At 56.6% G+C, this 15448-nt stretch carries 14 protein-coding genes; 4 read left to right on the top strand and 10 right to left on the bottom strand.

Annotation, left to right across the window (positions count from 1 at the left end):
* Nucleotides 1-5: 5 nt before the first annotated feature.
* From AKL27_RS16335 to gyrA, 10 genes are all read right to left on the bottom strand, one after another.
* Complete coding sequence (locus AKL27_RS16335) at nucleotides 6-332, bottom strand: LapA family protein (RefSeq protein ID WP_050463910.1); 327 nt, start codon at nucleotides 330-332, stop codon at nucleotides 6-8.
* A 203-nt stretch (nucleotides 333-535) separates the two neighbouring features.
* On the bottom strand, nucleotides 536-841 hold the full coding sequence (locus AKL27_RS16330; RefSeq protein WP_008114399.1) for an integration host factor subunit beta: 306 nt from the start codon (nucleotides 839-841) through the stop codon (nucleotides 536-538).
* A 13-nt stretch (nucleotides 842-854) separates the two neighbouring features.
* Nucleotides 855-2570, bottom strand: coding sequence for a 30S ribosomal protein S1 (gene rpsA, locus AKL27_RS16325; RefSeq protein WP_083439097.1), 1716 nt, complete (start codon nucleotides 2568-2570; stop codon nucleotides 855-857).
* A gap of 155 nt (nucleotides 2571-2725) precedes the next feature.
* Entirely contained in the window at nucleotides 2726-3388 is a 663-nt protein-coding gene (gene cmk / locus AKL27_RS16320; RefSeq protein ID WP_050463909.1) for a (d)CMP kinase, read from the bottom strand.
* A gap of 45 nt (nucleotides 3389-3433) precedes the next feature.
* On the bottom strand, nucleotides 3434-4765 hold the full coding sequence (gene aroA, locus AKL27_RS16315; RefSeq protein ID WP_050463908.1) for a 3-phosphoshikimate 1-carboxyvinyltransferase: 1332 nt from the start codon (nucleotides 4763-4765) through the stop codon (nucleotides 3434-3436).
* An 86-nt stretch (nucleotides 4766-4851) separates the two neighbouring features.
* Nucleotides 4852-5751: a prephenate dehydrogenase gene (locus AKL27_RS16310; RefSeq protein ID WP_050463907.1), complete on the bottom strand. Its 900-nt coding sequence runs from the start codon at nucleotides 5749-5751 to the stop codon at nucleotides 4852-4854.
* Between the two features lie 57 nt (nucleotides 5752-5808).
* Nucleotides 5809-6915, bottom strand: coding sequence for a histidinol-phosphate transaminase (gene hisC, locus AKL27_RS16305; RefSeq protein ID WP_050463906.1), 1107 nt, complete (start codon nucleotides 6913-6915; stop codon nucleotides 5809-5811).
* Nucleotides 6916-6935: 20 nt separating this feature from the next.
* Complete coding sequence (pheA, locus tag AKL27_RS16300) at nucleotides 6936-8009, bottom strand: prephenate dehydratase (protein ID WP_050463905.1); 1074 nt, start codon at nucleotides 8007-8009, stop codon at nucleotides 6936-6938.
* Between the two features lie 182 nt (nucleotides 8010-8191).
* Nucleotides 8192-9289, bottom strand: coding sequence for a 3-phosphoserine/phosphohydroxythreonine transaminase (gene serC, locus AKL27_RS16295; RefSeq protein ID WP_050463940.1), 1098 nt, complete (start codon nucleotides 9287-9289; stop codon nucleotides 8192-8194).
* A 50-nt stretch (nucleotides 9290-9339) separates the two neighbouring features.
* Complete coding sequence (gyrA, locus tag AKL27_RS16290) at nucleotides 9340-11997, bottom strand: DNA gyrase subunit A (RefSeq protein WP_050463904.1); 2658 nt, start codon at nucleotides 11995-11997, stop codon at nucleotides 9340-9342.
* 319 nt (nucleotides 11998-12316) lie between these two features.
* Here gyrA and AKL27_RS16285 point away from each other — a divergent pair, with 319 nt between their 5' ends.
* From AKL27_RS16285 to gph, 4 genes are all read left to right on the top strand, one after another.
* Nucleotides 12317-13015 carry an OmpA family protein gene (locus AKL27_RS16285; RefSeq protein ID WP_050463903.1) on the top strand — a complete coding sequence of 233 codons (699 nt, stop codon included), beginning with the start codon at nucleotides 12317-12319 and terminating at the stop codon, nucleotides 13013-13015.
* 282 nt (nucleotides 13016-13297) lie between these two features.
* Nucleotides 13298-13918, top strand: a complete 621-nt coding sequence (ompA, locus tag AKL27_RS16280) for an outer membrane protein OmpA (RefSeq protein ID WP_050463902.1) — start codon at nucleotides 13298-13300, stop codon at nucleotides 13916-13918.
* A 95-nt stretch (nucleotides 13919-14013) separates the two neighbouring features.
* Nucleotides 14014-14709: a bifunctional 2-polyprenyl-6-hydroxyphenol methylase/3-demethylubiquinol 3-O-methyltransferase UbiG gene (ubiG, locus tag AKL27_RS16275; protein WP_050463901.1), complete on the top strand. Its 696-nt coding sequence runs from the start codon at nucleotides 14014-14016 to the stop codon at nucleotides 14707-14709.
* Nucleotides 14710-14744: 35 nt separating this feature from the next.
* The gene (gene gph, locus AKL27_RS16270; RefSeq protein WP_050463900.1) at nucleotides 14745-15404 is read left to right on the top strand and encodes a phosphoglycolate phosphatase; all 660 of its coding nucleotides are present in this window, start codon (nucleotides 14745-14747) and stop codon (nucleotides 15402-15404) included.
* Nucleotides 15405-15448: the final 44 nt, after the last annotated feature.

Here is a 15448-nt window from a genome sequence, read left to right as displayed (position 1 = left end):
TGCCGTCAGAGTAAATGCTGTGGAGTGACGACGCTGTCGGGTTGCGGCGGCTGAGTCTGTGCCAGTTGCTCGTTTTCCCGCTCCTTGAGCAATGCATTCGTCGCTTTCTTTTGGCGCGATGCTTCGCGCCGGTGCCGGAACACGATCGGCGTCATCGCCAGCACCCCGAGAATGGCGCCGCCGACAAAGGTCACCAGCAGGATCAGGACCAGCGGATCGGTACGTTCATAGCCGAGGAAAAAATGCAGGGTCACTTCTTGCGTATTTTTCAACGCAAAAAAGAAGAAGAAAATAAACAGGATGGCCGCTATCAATCTCGAAACAATTTTCATGGCGCAAATCCTTTTGTTGTAAATAACGATAACCAATGCAAAGCAAACGATACGACATTTGCCCGGCCATCCTACCGCCCGGCTCTTGTCGCCGTAACAATATGCAGATACGAAATTGTACGTGAAAAAAAACGGCATCCAAAGATGCCGTTCAATTTGTTAAGACCTATTTACGCAAAACAGCGTGCAACAGGTCAAACAACTCAATCTTCCCTGATGGGTTGACCAACCATCGCGTCCACCCGCTCACGCAATTCCTTGCCAGGCTTGAAGTGCGGCACCCGTTTTTCGGGCACCATCACCTTGTCGCCGGACTTCGGATTGCGACCGATGCGAGGTGGTCGACGATTCAGCGCGAAGCTGCCGAAACCACGAATCTCGATACGCTGGCCGGTCGAAAGTGCATCGACCATGGCATCGAGTATGGTTTTGACCGCGTAATCCGCATCCTTGGCGACAAGTTGCGGATAACGCTCAGCCAAGCGAGCTATCAGCTCAGACTTAGTCATTATGCTCGACTGATTAATTCTTGTTGTCGAGCTTTGCCTTCAACAATGCACCCAGGCTGGTGGTACCAGAAGCTGCATTGGAGTCGGACGACATCTTTTGCATGGCTTCCTGTGTCTCGGCATTGTCCTTCGCCTTGATCGACAACTGGATGCTGCGTGCCTTGCGGTCGATGTTGATGACCAATGCTTCAACGGCGTCGCCGACCTTCAGGTGAGTACCGGCATCTTCCACGCGGTCGCGGGAGATTTCGGATGCACGCAGATAGCCTTCAACTTCTTCCGACAACTGGATCACTGCGCCCTTAGGCTCAACCGACTTGACCACACCGTTAACCAGTGCACCCTTGTCGTTCATTGCAGCGAAGTTGTTGAACGGATCGCCTTCGAGTTGCTTGACGCCCAGGGAAACGCGCTCGCGCTCGACATCGATTGCCAGCACGACTGCTTCCAGTTCGTCGCCCTTCTTGAAGCGGCGGACGGCTTCTTCGCCGGTTTCTGTCCAGGACAGGTCGGACAAATGCACCAGACCGTCGATGTTGCCAGCCAGACCGATGAACACGCCGAAGTCGGTGATCGACTTGATCGCGCCCTTGACCTTGTCACCCTTCTTGTGGGTGATCGCGAAATCATCCCATGGGTTCGGCTTGCATTGTTTCATGCCGAGGCTGATACGACGACGTTCTTCGTCGATTTCCAGAACCATGACTTCAACTTCGTCGCCCAGCTGGACAACCTTGTTTGGCGCCACGTTCTTGTTGGTCCAATCCATTTCGGAAACGTGAACCAGACCTTCGATACCTTGCTCGACTTCAACGAACGCACCGTAGTCGGTGAGGTTAGTGACCTTGCCGAACAGGCGTGTGCCTTGCGGGTAACGACGGGACAGACCAGTCCACGGATCGTCGCCCAATTGCTTGACGCCCAGCGAAACGCGGTTCTTTTCCTGATCGTACTTGAGGACCTTGGCAGTGATTTCCTGACCAACCGTGAGCACTTCCGAAGGGTGACGCACACGACGCCATGCCAGATCGGTGATGTGCAACAGGCCGTCGATACCGCCCAGATCCACGAACGCGCCGTAGTCGGTGATGTTCTTGACGACGCCGGTAACCACGGTGCCTTCTTTCAGTGTTTCCATCAGCTTTTGACGCTCTTCGCCCATCGATGCTTCGATGACTGCGCGACGCGACAACACGACGTTGTTGCGCTTGCGATCCAGCTTGATGACCTTGAATTCCAGAGTCTTGCCTTCGAAAGGCGTTGTATCCTTGACCGGACGCGTATCGACCAGGGAACCTGGCAGGAATGCGCGAATGCCGTTGGTCAGGACTGTCAGACCGCCCTTGACCTTGCCATTGACAGTACCAACAACAATCTCGCCGGACTCCATCGCTTTTTCGAGCGAGAGCCACGATGCCAGACGCTTGGCCTTGTCACGCGACAGGATAGTGTCGCCGAAACCGTTTTCCAGCGATTCGATCGCGACGGAGATGAAATCACCGACGTTGACTTCGAGTTCGCCGTTGTCATTTTTGAATTCTTCGATTGGAATGAAGGCTTCGGACTTCAGGCCGGCGTTGACGATAACGAAGTTATGGTCGAGGCGGACGACTTCAGCCGAAATGACTTCACCAGAACGCATGTCTTGACGTGACAGCGATTCTTCAAACAGTGCAGCAAATGCATCTGCACCAGCAGCTCCAGGAGCCAGGATAGTTGTGGTTGACATAAGATTCAGAGAGTTTTGACCAGTATTTGGTCGCTGCCGGCTACAACGGAAACTGCATTCATTGAGCGCAAACGGCGATAAATAATTGGGGTTAGGTTTATCAACACCCGCCTGACTTTGCATCCGGCGGGCACCAATGGCACAGCATTAAAACGTTACAACGCGGCGTACCAGCTGAGCACCTGAGCGACCGCCTCATCGGCAGTCATCTCTGAAGTATCCAGCAGATGCGCCCCTTCGGCAGGCCTGAGCGGCGCAGATGAGCGATTGGTATCCCGCGCATCCCGTTCAGTCAGGTCTTTTGAAAGGTCGTCCATGTTAGCAGGAAATCCCTTGTCAATCAATTGCTTATAGCGTCGTTGCGCACGTGCTTCCACACTTGCGGTCAAAAACACCTTTAAAGGTGCGTGCGGGAAAATGACGGTGCCCATATCGCGGCCATCCGCCACCAGGCCTGGTGCCTTGCGGAAACTCAGCTGCAAGCCGTACAAAGCTTGCCGCACTGTTGGCAAAGCAGCAATGCGCGATGCCGTGTTGCCCACCAGTTCGGCCCGGATAGCCGTCGTGACATCTTCGTTGGCGAGGAAAATATGGGCGCCGTCAAAATGACAATGCAAGTGCTCTGCCGTCTTGGCGAGCGCATGTTCGTCGTTCAGCGCGACATCGCGACGCAATGCCGACAACGCCGTCAGACGGTACAACGCGCCCGAATCCAGATAATGAAAGCCCAGATGCCGTGCCACCTTTTGCGCTACCGTCCCCTTGCCCGAAGCGGTAGGTCCATCGATGGTAATGACGGGTATTTTTGCCGTACTCATGGGAAACCCCGTTCTAAATTAAATTGACTGAAAAACCACGCCTGCTCAGATCAGTGTCTGTTCGGCAATTTTTGCAAACACGCGGAAATAATCCGGGAACGTCTTGGCCACGCACTTGGGATCATTGATCCGCACGCGCGTGCCCTGACGCAAGGCACCGTCCAGTGATGCCAGCGAGAAACACATTGCCATGCGGTGATCGTCGTAGGTATCGATGGTGGCCGGCGTGATGCTCACCGGCGGCGTCACGCGCAGATAATCCGCCCCCTCTTCCACGGTTGCGCCCAGCTTGCGCAATTCAATTGCCATTGCCGCCAGCCGGTCGGTTTCCTTGACGCGCCAGCTGCCGATGTTGCGCAAGGTACTGACGCCATCGGCATACAGCGCAGCAACCGCGATCGTCATGGCGGCATCGGGAATGTGATTGAAATCGGCATCAATTGCCTTGAGCGGACCACTCGACGAAGCTTCGATCCAGTTGTCGCCCATGGTGATGGTGACGCCCATCAGACGCAAGGCTTCGACGAAACGCACATCGCCCTGGATGCTATCCTTGCCGACACCCTCGACCCGGATCGGACCGCCGGCAATTGCGCCTGCCGCGAGGAAATAAGATGCCGAGGAAGCGTCGCCTTCGACGTGAATCACGCCCGGACTTTGATAATGCTGACCGGCCTTGATCGTAAACGACTGCCAGCCATTGCGTTCGACAGTGACGCCGAAACGTTGCATCAGATTCAGGGTGATTTCAATATACGGCTTGGAAATCAGCTCCCCCTCAACCTCGATCACCATGGCTTCGCTTTTCGCCATCAGCGGCGCTGCCATCAGCAAGGCGGTCAGGAACTGGCTCGATACATTGCCGCGTACTTTCATCCGATGTGCGCTCAACATGCCGCGCCGGATATGCAATGGCGGGTAGCCCGGATTGCCGGTGTATTCAATCCGCATGCCGACTTCATTGAGGGCATCGACCAGATCGCCGATGGGCCGCTCATGCATGCGTGGCACGCCGTGCAGTGTGTAATCACCACCGAGTACGGCCAGCGCCGCCGTCAGCGGCCGGATTGCAGTACCGGCATTGCCCATGAACAAATCGGCCTGATGCACCGGCAACACGCCATCGACGCCATGCACGACATAATCCTGGGTATCCGCCACCTGCTCCCACTTCACACCCAGTTGCTGCAAGGCCATGAGCATCACCAGCGTGTCATCGGAAGCCAGCAGATCCTTGATCTCGGTTGATCCCCGCGACAACGCCGCCAGCAACAGGATGCGATTGGAAATACTCTTGGAGCCGGGCAGTTTGACCGTGCCTTGTACATGGGCCACGGGCGCCAGATCGATATGGCGCGGATAGGAAACTTGCTTCATCGGATGGATAGCTTCACTCAACAGGTTAACAATATCGCGCTCAGCGAACAGCTCCACTCAGCGCTACGGCCCGGCCTGGCCCAGTATCAATCGCCGCCTTCCTTGCGCTGGCGCTCGGCCAGCTCGATGGCTTCGGACCAGTTCTGACGGGCACGCTGGGCATTGGAATAGATCTGGTTCAAACCGTCGCCATCACCCTCGACCACCATCTTGCGCATGCGAATCAGCTGTATCAGATAGCCATCCAGCTCGTGCAGCAGAGCCGCGCGGTTGGCCAGCGAAATATCGCGCCACATCTCGGGTGACGAACCGGCGATCCGCGTAAAGTCGCGGAAACCGCTGGCGGCATACTGAAACAGAATTTCTGCATGCGGCTTGCTGGCCATATCATCCACCAGCGCATACGCCAGCAGGTGCGGCAAGTGGCTGACCGACGCAAAAACCGCATCATGCTCCTGCGGTGTCAGCCGATGGATCACGGCACCGCAAGCGGCCCACGCAGCCGCAATACGCTCGACATCTTGCGGGCGGTTTTCCGGCAAAGCGGTCAACACCACCTTTTTCTGTTGATACAAATCAACAATCGCAGCATCGGGACCATTTGCTTCGCGTCCGGCAATCGGATGACCGGGAATGAACTGCGCAATCTTGTCGCCCAACACCGCGCGCGCCGCTGCTACCACATCACCTTTGGTGCTGCCGGCATCGGTCACCAATGTCGATGACTGCAAATACGGCGCGATTGCCGCCAGAATTTTTCCGGTTTGCGCCACCGGCGCCGCGATCAACACCAGATCGGCGTCGCGCAAGGCTTCTTCCACCGAACTGGCCGCCAGATCGATAATGCCCAGTTCACGGGCGCGCTGCAAGGGTGCTGCCGTGCGGCCGACACCGACCACCTGCTCCACGACACCCGCCTTTTTCAAAGCCAGTGCAAAGGAACCACCGATCAGGCCAACACCAAAAATGACAATTTTATTGAACACGGCAAACGCCCGCTATAAAGAAACAGAACTGCGAAAAAAAATAAACCGCGCCGGACCTCAGCCCAGAACCGTCTTGAGTGCGTCGAGGAATGCCACATTTTCTTCCGGCAAACCGATACTGATGCGCAACCATTGCGGCAATTTATAGTTGGCGACCGGACGCACGATGATGCCGCGCTTGAGCAAAGCCAGATTGACGCGCGCACCGGCACCGTCATCGGCACCGACCTTGACCAGCACAAAATTGCCGAACGACGGCACATACTCCAGACCGAGCGCGTCAAAGGCTTGCGTCAGTTGGGCGTAGCCACGCGCATTCAGATCCGCGCTCTTTTGCAAAAACGCTTTGTCGTTGAGTGCGGCAATCGCCGCCGCCTGCGCCAGCGAATTGACGTTGAACGGCTGCCGGATACGATTGAGCAAATCGGTCACGCCCGGTTGCGCAATCGCAAAGCCGACGCGCAATCCGGCCAGGCCATAGGCCTTGGACATGGTGCGCGACACCAGCAAATTCGGGAAGGCACGTACCCATTCCACCGATTCATATTGCAATTCGGCATTCAGGTATTCGTTATAGGCTTCATCCAGCACCACCACCACATGCGACGGCACTGCCCGCAAAAATGCTTCCAGCTCGGCAGCCGGCACGAACGTACCGGTCGGGTTGTTCGGATTGGCGATAAAAATCAGGCGGGTATCGTCGGCAATTGCGGCCAGCATGGCAGGCAAATCGTGACCAAAATCCTTGGCCGGCACTTCAATCGCACGGGCACCGACGGCTTGCGTGGCCAGCGGATACACCAGAAATCCGTATTGGGCATACATCACCGATTGGCCCGGCTGCACGAACGCGTGCGCCGCCAGTTCCAGAATATCGTTACTGCCGTTGCCCAGCGTAATCCAGTCTTGCGGCACGCCATAGCGCGCACTGATCGCCGCCTTCAGATCGAAACCATTGGCGTCGGGATAACGTCCGAGGTCGGCCACGGCCTGCTGCAGGGCGCGTTGCGCAGACTCCGGCATGCCCAACGGATTTTCATTCGAGGCCAGCTTGACGATACTGCTTTCTTCCAGACCGAACTCGCGGGCGACTTCAGCAATCGGCTTGCCAGCCTGATACGGCGCGAGAGCGCGCACATAATCCGGACCAAATTGTATGGACATGATGAACTTTCGGATAAGGATTAGACAGTAAAGGGGTAAGAACCCAGCAGCTTGAAAAATGCCGCGTTTTCTTTGAGCTCGGTCAGTGCCTTGGCCACTTTTTCGTCTTGCTCATGACCTTCGAGATCGACGTAGAAATAGTATTCCCAGGCACCCATGCGGGCCGGCCGCGATTCAAAGCGGGTCATCGACACGCCATGTTTGGCCAATGGCGCCAGCAGGTTGTATACCGCACCGGCCTTGTTCGGCACCGACAACACGATCGAGGTCTGATCCCGTCCCGACGGTGCCGTCTGCAGGCGACCGATGACCGCAAAACGGGTGCGGTTGTGCGGATCATCCTGAATATGCGCATTGACCGTTTGCAGATTGTATTTTTGCCCGGCAATCTCACCGGCGATGGCAGCCACCGACGGATCGTCGCTGGCCATGCGTGCCGCCCCGGCATTCGAGGCCACTGCCTGGCGTTCGATCTGCGGATAATTCTGGTTGAGCCAGGCGTTGCATTGCGCCAGTGCCTGCGAATGCGCGCAAATGCGGGTAATGCCATCCATGGTGCCGGTCTTGGTCATCAGGCTGTGATGTACCGGAATCGAGATTTCGCCGCTGATGCGCAAGGTCGTCTGCAACAGCAAATCGAGTGTACGGTTGATCACGCCTTCGGAAGAATTCTCAACCGGCACCACGCCGAAATCGGCCGTGCCGGCTTCGGCATCGCGAAACACTTCATCGATGGAAACACATGGCAGTCCTGCGACTGCGTGTCCGAACTGTTGGTATACCGCCTGCTCGCTGAAAGTGCCTTCCGGTCCCAGATAGGCAACCGCCACGCGCTTTTCGAGTGCCCGGCAAGCGGACATGACTTCGCGGAAAATGGTCTGGATATCGACGCCCAGCAACGGCCCCGGATTGCGTTCGGCCGCCTTGCGCAATACCTGTGCCTCGCGTTCCGGACGAAACACCGGCGCATTGGTTTCGGCCTTGACGTGGCCAACCTCTTGCGCCACCCGCGCGCGCTGATTGAGCAGATCGAGAATCTGGGAATCGATTGCATCGATTTTCTGACGCAGCGGCAAGAGTTTATCGTCACTCATGATGGTCTTTCTTGTTGCATCGTCTGACTGGCATCCGCATCAGCCGCGTCGACGTATTGCCTGGTAAATTCAAAATTGCAGACTGGCTGCCCGTCTCTGTCGCGATGGCCGGATCGGAATGCAGATCCGAATCCGACCGTCGCGCTCTTGTCTTTATGATCCTGCTGGTGACGGCAGCCGGTTCAGCCGTTTTGCCGTTCAAATTCCTGCAGGTAATGCACCAATGCCTGCACACCCTCGAGTGGCATGGCGTTATAGATCGACGCCCGCATGCCGCCTACCGATTTATGCCCTTTGAGCTGCAACAAGCCATGCTCTTTGGCGCCGGCCAGGAAAGCGTCGTTGAGCGCTTCATCATGCAGATAAAACGGCACATTCATGCGCGAACGACATTCGCTGGCGATGCGCGTGCGATAAAAACCGGTGCTGTCGAGATAGTCATACAGCAGCGCTGCCTTGGCGATATTGCGACGCTCCATTTCCGGCACGCCGCCCTGCCGCTTGAGCCACTGGAACACCAGGCCGGCAATATAGATCGCATAGGTCGGCGGCGTGTTGTACATCGAATCGTTGTCGGCCACGGTCTTCCAGTCGAAGGCCGAGGGACAGATCGGCAAGGCATGGCCCAGCAAATCGTCGCGCACGATCACGATGGTGAGACCAGCGGGTCCGATATTTTTTTGCGCGCCACCATAGATGACGCCATATTTGGAGACATCCACTGCGCGAGACAGAATGTGCGAAGACATGTCCGCCACCAGCGGAGCGTTATCGGTATCCGCCGCCACCTCGGGCGTGAACTGATATTCGACGCCATCGATGGTTTCATTGGTGCAGACGTGAACATAGGCTGCATTGCGCGACAAGCGCCAGTCGGCACGATCAGGAATGCGGGCGAATTTCCCGGCTTCCGAGGAAGCGGCCACGTTGACTTCGCAGTAACGACGCGCTTCCTTGATCGACTTGGTCGACCAGGAACCGGTATTGATATAGTCGGCCACGCCAACCTGACCACGCAACGCGGCCAGATTCATCGGAATGATGGCATTTTCTGCAATCGCGCCGCCCTGCATGAACAGAATCTTGTAATTGTCCGGCACCGAGAACAGCTCACGCATGTCGCGCAAGGCCGTTTCGATGATCGACATGTACTCTTTGCCACGATGACTCATTTCCATCACGGACATGCCGCTGCCATGCCAGTCCAGCATTTCATCGGCAGCTTGCTGCAATACTTCTTTCGGCAACACGGCCGGACCAGCGGAAAAGTTGTAGACCATGATCTGGATATCAAACAAAGCGACACGGCCGGCGAACCGGCCATGTCATATCATTCCGCAGCGTCGCCGCTTGCGCCCGTATCTGCCGGAGTTTCTCCGGCAGCTTCCTCTTCAACCTTGTCTTCCTCGGCATCCGATTCCACCACCCGCTGCAAACCACTCAGCTTGGTGCCGTCTTCGACTGCAATCAGGGTCACGCCCTGCGTTGCACGACCCATTTCGCGAATTTCCGCGACCCGGGTACGAATCAGCACGCCACCGGTCGTAATCAGCATGATTTCATCGGTCGTTTCCACCAGCGTTGCCGCCACTACCTTGCCGTTGCGTTCGCTGGTCTGAATCGCGATCATGCCCTTGGTACCGCGGCCATGACGGGTGTACTCGGTGATCGGTGTACGCTTGCCGTAACCGTTTTCGGTTGCCGTCAATACCGACTGCTGTTCGTTTTCAGCGACCAGCAGCGCAATGACTTGCTGACCTTCATCCAGATTCATGCCGCGCACGCCACGTGCAGTACGGCCCATCGGACGCACATCGTTCTCGTCGAAACGCACTGCCTTGCCGGCATCGGAGAACAACATCACGTCGTGCTGACCATCGGTCAGTGCGGCGCCGATCAGGAAATCGCCTTCATCCAGATCAACCGCAATGATGCCGGCCTTGCGTGGATTGCTGAAGTCGGACAGCGGCGTCTTCTTGACGGTGCCGAGGCTGGTCGACATGAAGATGTAACGGTCATCCGGGAAGGTACGGTTTTCACCGGACACCGGCAGAATCACCGTGATCTTTTCGCCATCCTGCAACGGGAACATGTTGACGATAGGCTTGCCGCGCGAATTGCGCGAACCTTGCGGCACTTCCCAGACCTTCAGCCAGTACAGACGGCCGCGGTTGGAGAAGCACAGAATATAGTCATGGGTATTGGCGATGAACAGCTGATCGATCCAGTCGTCATCCTTGGTCGCCATCGCTTGCTTGCCGCGACCGCCGCGTTTCTGCGCACGATATTCGGATACCGGCTGCGATTTCATGTAACCGGTATGGGACAAGGTCACGACCAGATCCTGCGGCGTGATCAGATCTTCAGTACCGAGATCGGTCGCATTCAATTCGATTTGCGAACGACGCTCATCCTTGACGCCGATGCCGAAGTCATTCTTGGCCGCATTCAGTTCGTCGGTGATGATCGCAGTCACGCGCGCCGGCTTGGACAGAATATCCAGCAGATCGGCGATCTGCTCCATCACGTCCTTGTACTCATTGACGATCTTGTCTTGCTCGAGACCGGTCAGACGTTGCAGACGCATCTGCAGAATTTCCTGCGCCTGATCGTCGGACAACTTGTACAGGCCGTCCGATTGAATGCCGTAATGCATCGGCAGATTTTCCGGACGGAATGCTTCGATGCCGCCGGTGTTTTCAGCGCCGGTACGGGCCAGCATTTCGCGGACCACGGACGAATCCCAGGCACGCGCCATCAGTTCCGATTTGGCGACCGGCGGTGTCGGGGCGGCACGGATGATCGCGATGAAATCATCGATATTGGCCAGCGCCACGGCCAGACCTTCGAGCACGTGACCACGTTCGCGCGCCTTGCGCAATTCGAAAATGGTGCGCCGTGTAACCACTTCGCGGCGGTGCGACAGGAAACATTCCAGCATCTGCTTCAGGTTCAGCAACTTCGGCTGACCATCAACCAGTGCCACCATGTTCATGCCGAAGGTGTCCTGCAACTGGGTCTGCTTGTACAGATTGTTCAGCACCACTTCCGGCACTTCACCGCGCTTGAGCTCGATCACCACGCGCATGCCCGACTTGTCGGATTCGTCGCGCAGGTCGGAAATGCCATCAAGCTTCTTGTCGCGCACCAGTTCAGCGATACGCTCCAGCAGCGCCTTCTTGTTAACCTGGTATGGCAGCTCATCAACGATGATGGCGGTGCGACCTTCCTTGCCGTATTCCTCGAAGTGCGTCTTGGCGCGCATCACCACGCGGCCGCGGCCGGTGCGATAGCCGTCACGCACACCCGACACGCCGTAGATCGTGGCGCCGGTAGGGAAATCGGGAGCAGGAATGATTTCGATCAGTTCGTCCACCGTGCACGCCGCATTGGTCAGCACGTGCAGCGCACCGTTGATGACTTCCGTGATGTTGTGCGGCGGGATGTTGGTCGCCATGCCCACTGCAATCCCGGACGAGCCGTTGATCAGCAGATTGGGAACGCGGGTCGGCAATACCGACGGCTCTTTTTCCTTGCCATCGTAATTGGGGACGAAATTGACGGTTTCTTTCTCGATATCGGCCAACAATTCGTTGGCGATCTTGTCGAGGCGGCACTCGGTGTAACGCATCGCTGCGGCGCCGTCGCCGTCGATCGAACCGAAGTTGCCCTGACCGTCGACCAGTGTGTAGCGCAGCGAAAAATCCTGTGCCATACGCACCAGCGTGTCGTAGATCGAAGCGTCGCCGTGGGGGTGATACTTACCCATGACTTCACCGACCACGCGAGCGCATTTCACGAACGGGCGATTCCAGACATTATTCATCTCGTGCATCGCGAACAGTACGCGGCGATGCACAGGCTTGAGGCCGTCACGAACATCAGGCAGAGCACGTCCGACGATCACGCTCATGGCGTAATCGAGGTAGCTCTTGCGCATCTCTTCTTCGAGGGAAATGGGGATGGTTTCTTTAGCGAATTGATCCATTGGCAAGTCGGAAGATGTTTATCTCGGTTGGTAAATCATAGGTCCCGCGAAGTACTGCCGGGGCGGCGACATCAAACGAAGCATTTTAGCACGTCAGCCCTTGCGACCGAGGCTTTTGCACGCTGCGCCTTCAGGTCCCTGACGGGACAAGAATTACAGCCCCGCCCGCCAAATATGATTAAATGCGAGTTCTCCGCCGAAAAATTACTACCCTCAACCTCGACGACACTAATTTTCCGACTTTTCCCACAGCAATTTTGAAGCGAGCCACGCCCTGCCAGCCTGTCACTCGCATCAGCGACCACCTCAGCCATTACCAATGCGACTATCGAATAAAAACACTTATATCCAATTCGCTTCCAGCCTGGCGCTGGGACTGTTCAGCACGATTGCCGGCGCGCAAAGCACCACCGACGTCGCGGCCGCTACGCCGACCTCCGCCTATGGTCAGGATACGCAAGGCAATGTTGCCCGTACGCAGTACGGCTTGTGCTGGCGCACCGGTTATTGGACCCCGACCGACTCCGTCACCGGTTGCGACGGCGAACTGGCGCCGCCCATCGCCAAAACCACGGCGCCGCCAATCGTCGCCAATCCGAGCGCCATCAGCATCGCACCAGTGGTCGCGCAAAACGCTTGCAGCTTCAGCCTGACGCTGGGTGAAAAGGAAACATTTCCCTCCGGCAAATTCACACTCAATCCGGCCGCAAAAAACAAGATCTCAAGTCAAATAATTGACAAACTGGCATCGTGCTCGCAAGTCCCCGCCATCACGATTACCGGACATGCTGACCGGCTTGGCTCGCAGGAACAAAACAAAGCACTGTCACTGAAACGCGCCGAAGCCGTCGCCGCATTTCTCAAAAGCAAGAATGTTGCAGTGCCGATAACGATTGTCGCCGCCGGCAGCAATGCGCCGCTGACCGAGTGCCCGGGAAGTGTTGCAACCAAGAAATTAATTGCCTGCTTAGCCCCCAATCGCCGCGTGGTTATTTCTGTGCAAGGGTATGAAAAATAAGGAAGTTTGTGCCAAAAGATGATTTTTCGACACGCGCTTTTGCGTGCGCCGCAAGCAAAAAGCCTTGTCGTTAAAAAACAACGGAGTGCTAAAAACGTCGATTGGACTATTTAGCAACCTTCGCTGATTGCACCAGCCTGTGGCAGAATGGCGACTAAGTTCATTGCGTCCCCTCTTTTTGCGGGGATGTGACGACCTGAACACATGATATTATTCGTTTTTTTGATGTCGTAACTTTTGTAGCGCAGTTTATCTGCGGATATCTCACCCGAGAGGAGAAACATGAACAAATTAGCAAAACTCGTCTTCGCTGCTGCGTCCGCAGCCATCGCTCTGTCTGCCACAGCGCAAGAAGTGAAGGACATCAAAGTCCGTCCTAACAGCCTGTACCTGCAAGACAGCCGCGATATCGTTACACGCAGCGGCACAGGTCTGTGCTGGCAAACTGCGTATGTTAACGGTCCATGCGAAGAAGCTCCAGCTGTTGCTGCTGCTCCAGCTGCCACTCCTGCTGCTCCTGCCGCTCCGGTTGCTGCTGCTCCGACATCGGAAAAAGTTACCTACGCTGCTGACGCCTTCTTTGACTTTGACAAAGCAGTGCTGAAGCCAGCTGGTAAAGCGAAACTGGACGAGTTGGTTGGTAACCTGAAGGGTCTGAACCTGGAAGTTATCATCGCTGTTGGTCACACTGACTCCGTTGGTTCTGTTGCTTACAACCAAAAACTGTCCGTGCGTCGTGCTGAATCGGTCAAGGCATACCTGGTTTCCAAGGGTGTCGAAGCTAACCGTGTTTACACTGAAGGCAAGGGCAAGTCGCAACCAGTCGCAGACAACAAAACTGCAGCTGGCCGCGCCAAGAACCGTCGCGTTGAAATCGAAGTTGTTGGCACTCGCAACAAGTAATCGAATCGACCCGATTAAAAACCCCGCTCCGGCGGGGTTTTTTTATGCCATTTTGCATACCCCGGAGCGCAACTCTTTCGGCTATCATTCATGCTATGAATGCCGACCCTTTAGAACTCCAGAAATTTAGCGATCTCGCCCATCGTTGGTGGGATCCCGGTTCCGAATTTCGCCCGTTGCACGAAATCAACCCGTTGCGCCTTGAGTGGATCAACGCCCGCGCGCCGCTGAGCGGCAAGAAAGTCGTCGACGTCGGTTGCGGCGGCGGCATCCTGGCCGAATCGATGGCCCGCAAAGGCGCCAGCGTTACCGGCATCGATCTGTCGGACAAGGCACTCAAGGTTGCCGATCTGCACAGCCTCGAAACCGGCATCAGCGTGCGCTATGAAAAAATTGCCGCCGAAGAACTTGCAGCACGGGAAGCCGGACAGTACGACGTCGTCACCTGCATGGAAATGCTGGAACACGTACCCGACCCCTCTTCCATTGTTCAGGCCTGCGCAACGCTGGCCAAACCTGGCGGCCAGATTTTCTTTTCAACACTGAATCGCAATCCCAAAGCCTATCTGCTGGCAATTCTCGGCGCTGAATATCTGCTGCGCATGTTGCCGCGCGGCACACACGATTACGCCAAGTTCATCACGCCGGCCGAGCTGGCGCGCTTTACGCGTGAAGCAGGATTGGAAATCAACGGTCTCAAAGGCTTGTCGTATAACCCGCTGACCCGCATTTATTCTCTCAATGCGGATACCAGCGTCAATTATCTGGTTGCCTGCAGCAAACCCGTTTGATCGGCCCCTCACGCGCTCAAAAGAATAAACATCTCATGTCCCTGACACCACCACGCGCAATTCTGTTCGATCTCGATGGTACGCTGGCTGACACCGCCCCCGATCTGGCGGCGGCCGTCAATCAGATGCGAGCCGCACGCGGTCTCGAACCAACTCCCTACGAACAATTGCGCCCGGTCGCATCGGCCGGCGCACGCGGACTGATCGGCGTCGCTTTTGGCGTCAAACCCGATGAAGCAGGCTACGAAGAACTCAAGACCACCTTCCTCAATAACTACGCCGCTGCACTGGTAGTGAAAAGCAGTTTGTTCGAGGGGGTGCCGTCGATGCTGGAACGGTTGCAACAAAACGGCGTGAGCTGGGGCATTGTCACCAACAAGGCATCCCGCTTCACTGACCCGCTGGTGCCGCAAATCGGACTCGGTCATGCCGGCTGCATCGTCTCCGGCGACACCACCCCCCATTCGAAGCCCCATCCGGAACCATTGCTGGAAGCGGCACGGCGCTTGCAGGTCGCGCCACAAGAATGCTGGTACGTCGGCGACGATGTGCGCGACATTCAGGCCGGACGCGCAGCAGGCATGCAAACCGTTGCCGCCGCCTGGGGTTATTGCGGCCATGTGGCACCGGCTTCGTGGGAAGCCGATGCCTTGTTGCACGATCCGATGCACTTGCTCGATCTGATCCGGCAATAAGCCGGCAGCAAGCAGTCAGCCATACGCAGGACATTACAACATCA

Source organism: Herbaspirillum autotrophicum (assembly GCF_001189915.1).
GTDB classification, from domain to species: Bacteria; Pseudomonadota; Gammaproteobacteria; order Burkholderiales; family Burkholderiaceae_D; genus Herbaspirillum; species Herbaspirillum autotrophicum.
This window is presented reverse-complemented; position numbering and strand designations above follow the sequence as displayed.

What these genes read in the sequence shown, in the direction of transcription:
- AKL27_RS16335 (WP_050463910.1), bottom strand. Translation starts at nt 332, where the DNA reads ATGAAAATTGTTTCGAGATTGATAGCGGCCATCCTGTTTATTTTCTTC.
- AKL27_RS16330 (WP_008114399.1), bottom strand. Translation starts at nt 841, where the DNA reads ATGACTAAGTCTGAGCTGATAGCTCGCTTGGCTGAGCGTTATCCGCAA.
- rpsA (WP_083439097.1), bottom strand. Translation starts at nt 2,570, where the DNA reads ATGTCAACCACAACTATCCTGGCTCCTGGAGCTGCTGGTGCAGATGCA.
- cmk (WP_050463909.1), bottom strand. Translation starts at nt 3,388, where the DNA reads ATGAGTACGGCAAAAATACCCGTCATTACCATCGATGGACCTACCGCT.
- aroA (WP_050463908.1), bottom strand. Translation starts at nt 4,765, where the DNA reads ATGAAGCAAGTTTCCTATCCGCGCCATATCGATCTGGCGCCCGTGGCC.
- hisC (WP_050463906.1), bottom strand. Translation starts at nt 6,915, where the DNA reads ATGTCCATACAATTTGGTCCGGATTATGTGCGCGCTCTCGCGCCGTAT.
- pheA (WP_050463905.1), bottom strand. Translation starts at nt 8,009, where the DNA reads ATGAGTGACGATAAACTCTTGCCGCTGCGTCAGAAAATCGATGCAATC.
- serC (WP_050463940.1), bottom strand. Translation starts at nt 9,289, where the DNA reads ATGGTCTACAACTTTTCCGCTGGTCCGGCCGTGTTGCCGAAAGAAGTA.
- gyrA (WP_050463904.1), bottom strand. Translation starts at nt 11,997, where the DNA reads ATGGATCAATTCGCTAAAGAAACCATCCCCATTTCCCTCGAAGAAGAG.
- AKL27_RS16285 (WP_050463903.1), top strand. Translation starts at nt 12,317, where the DNA reads ATGCGACTATCGAATAAAAACACTTATATCCAATTCGCTTCCAGCCTG.
- ompA (WP_050463902.1), top strand. Translation starts at nt 13,298, where the DNA reads ATGAACAAATTAGCAAAACTCGTCTTCGCTGCTGCGTCCGCAGCCATC.
- ubiG (WP_050463901.1), top strand. Translation starts at nt 14,014, where the DNA reads ATGAATGCCGACCCTTTAGAACTCCAGAAATTTAGCGATCTCGCCCAT.
- gph (WP_050463900.1), top strand. Translation starts at nt 14,745, where the DNA reads ATGTCCCTGACACCACCACGCGCAATTCTGTTCGATCTCGATGGTACG.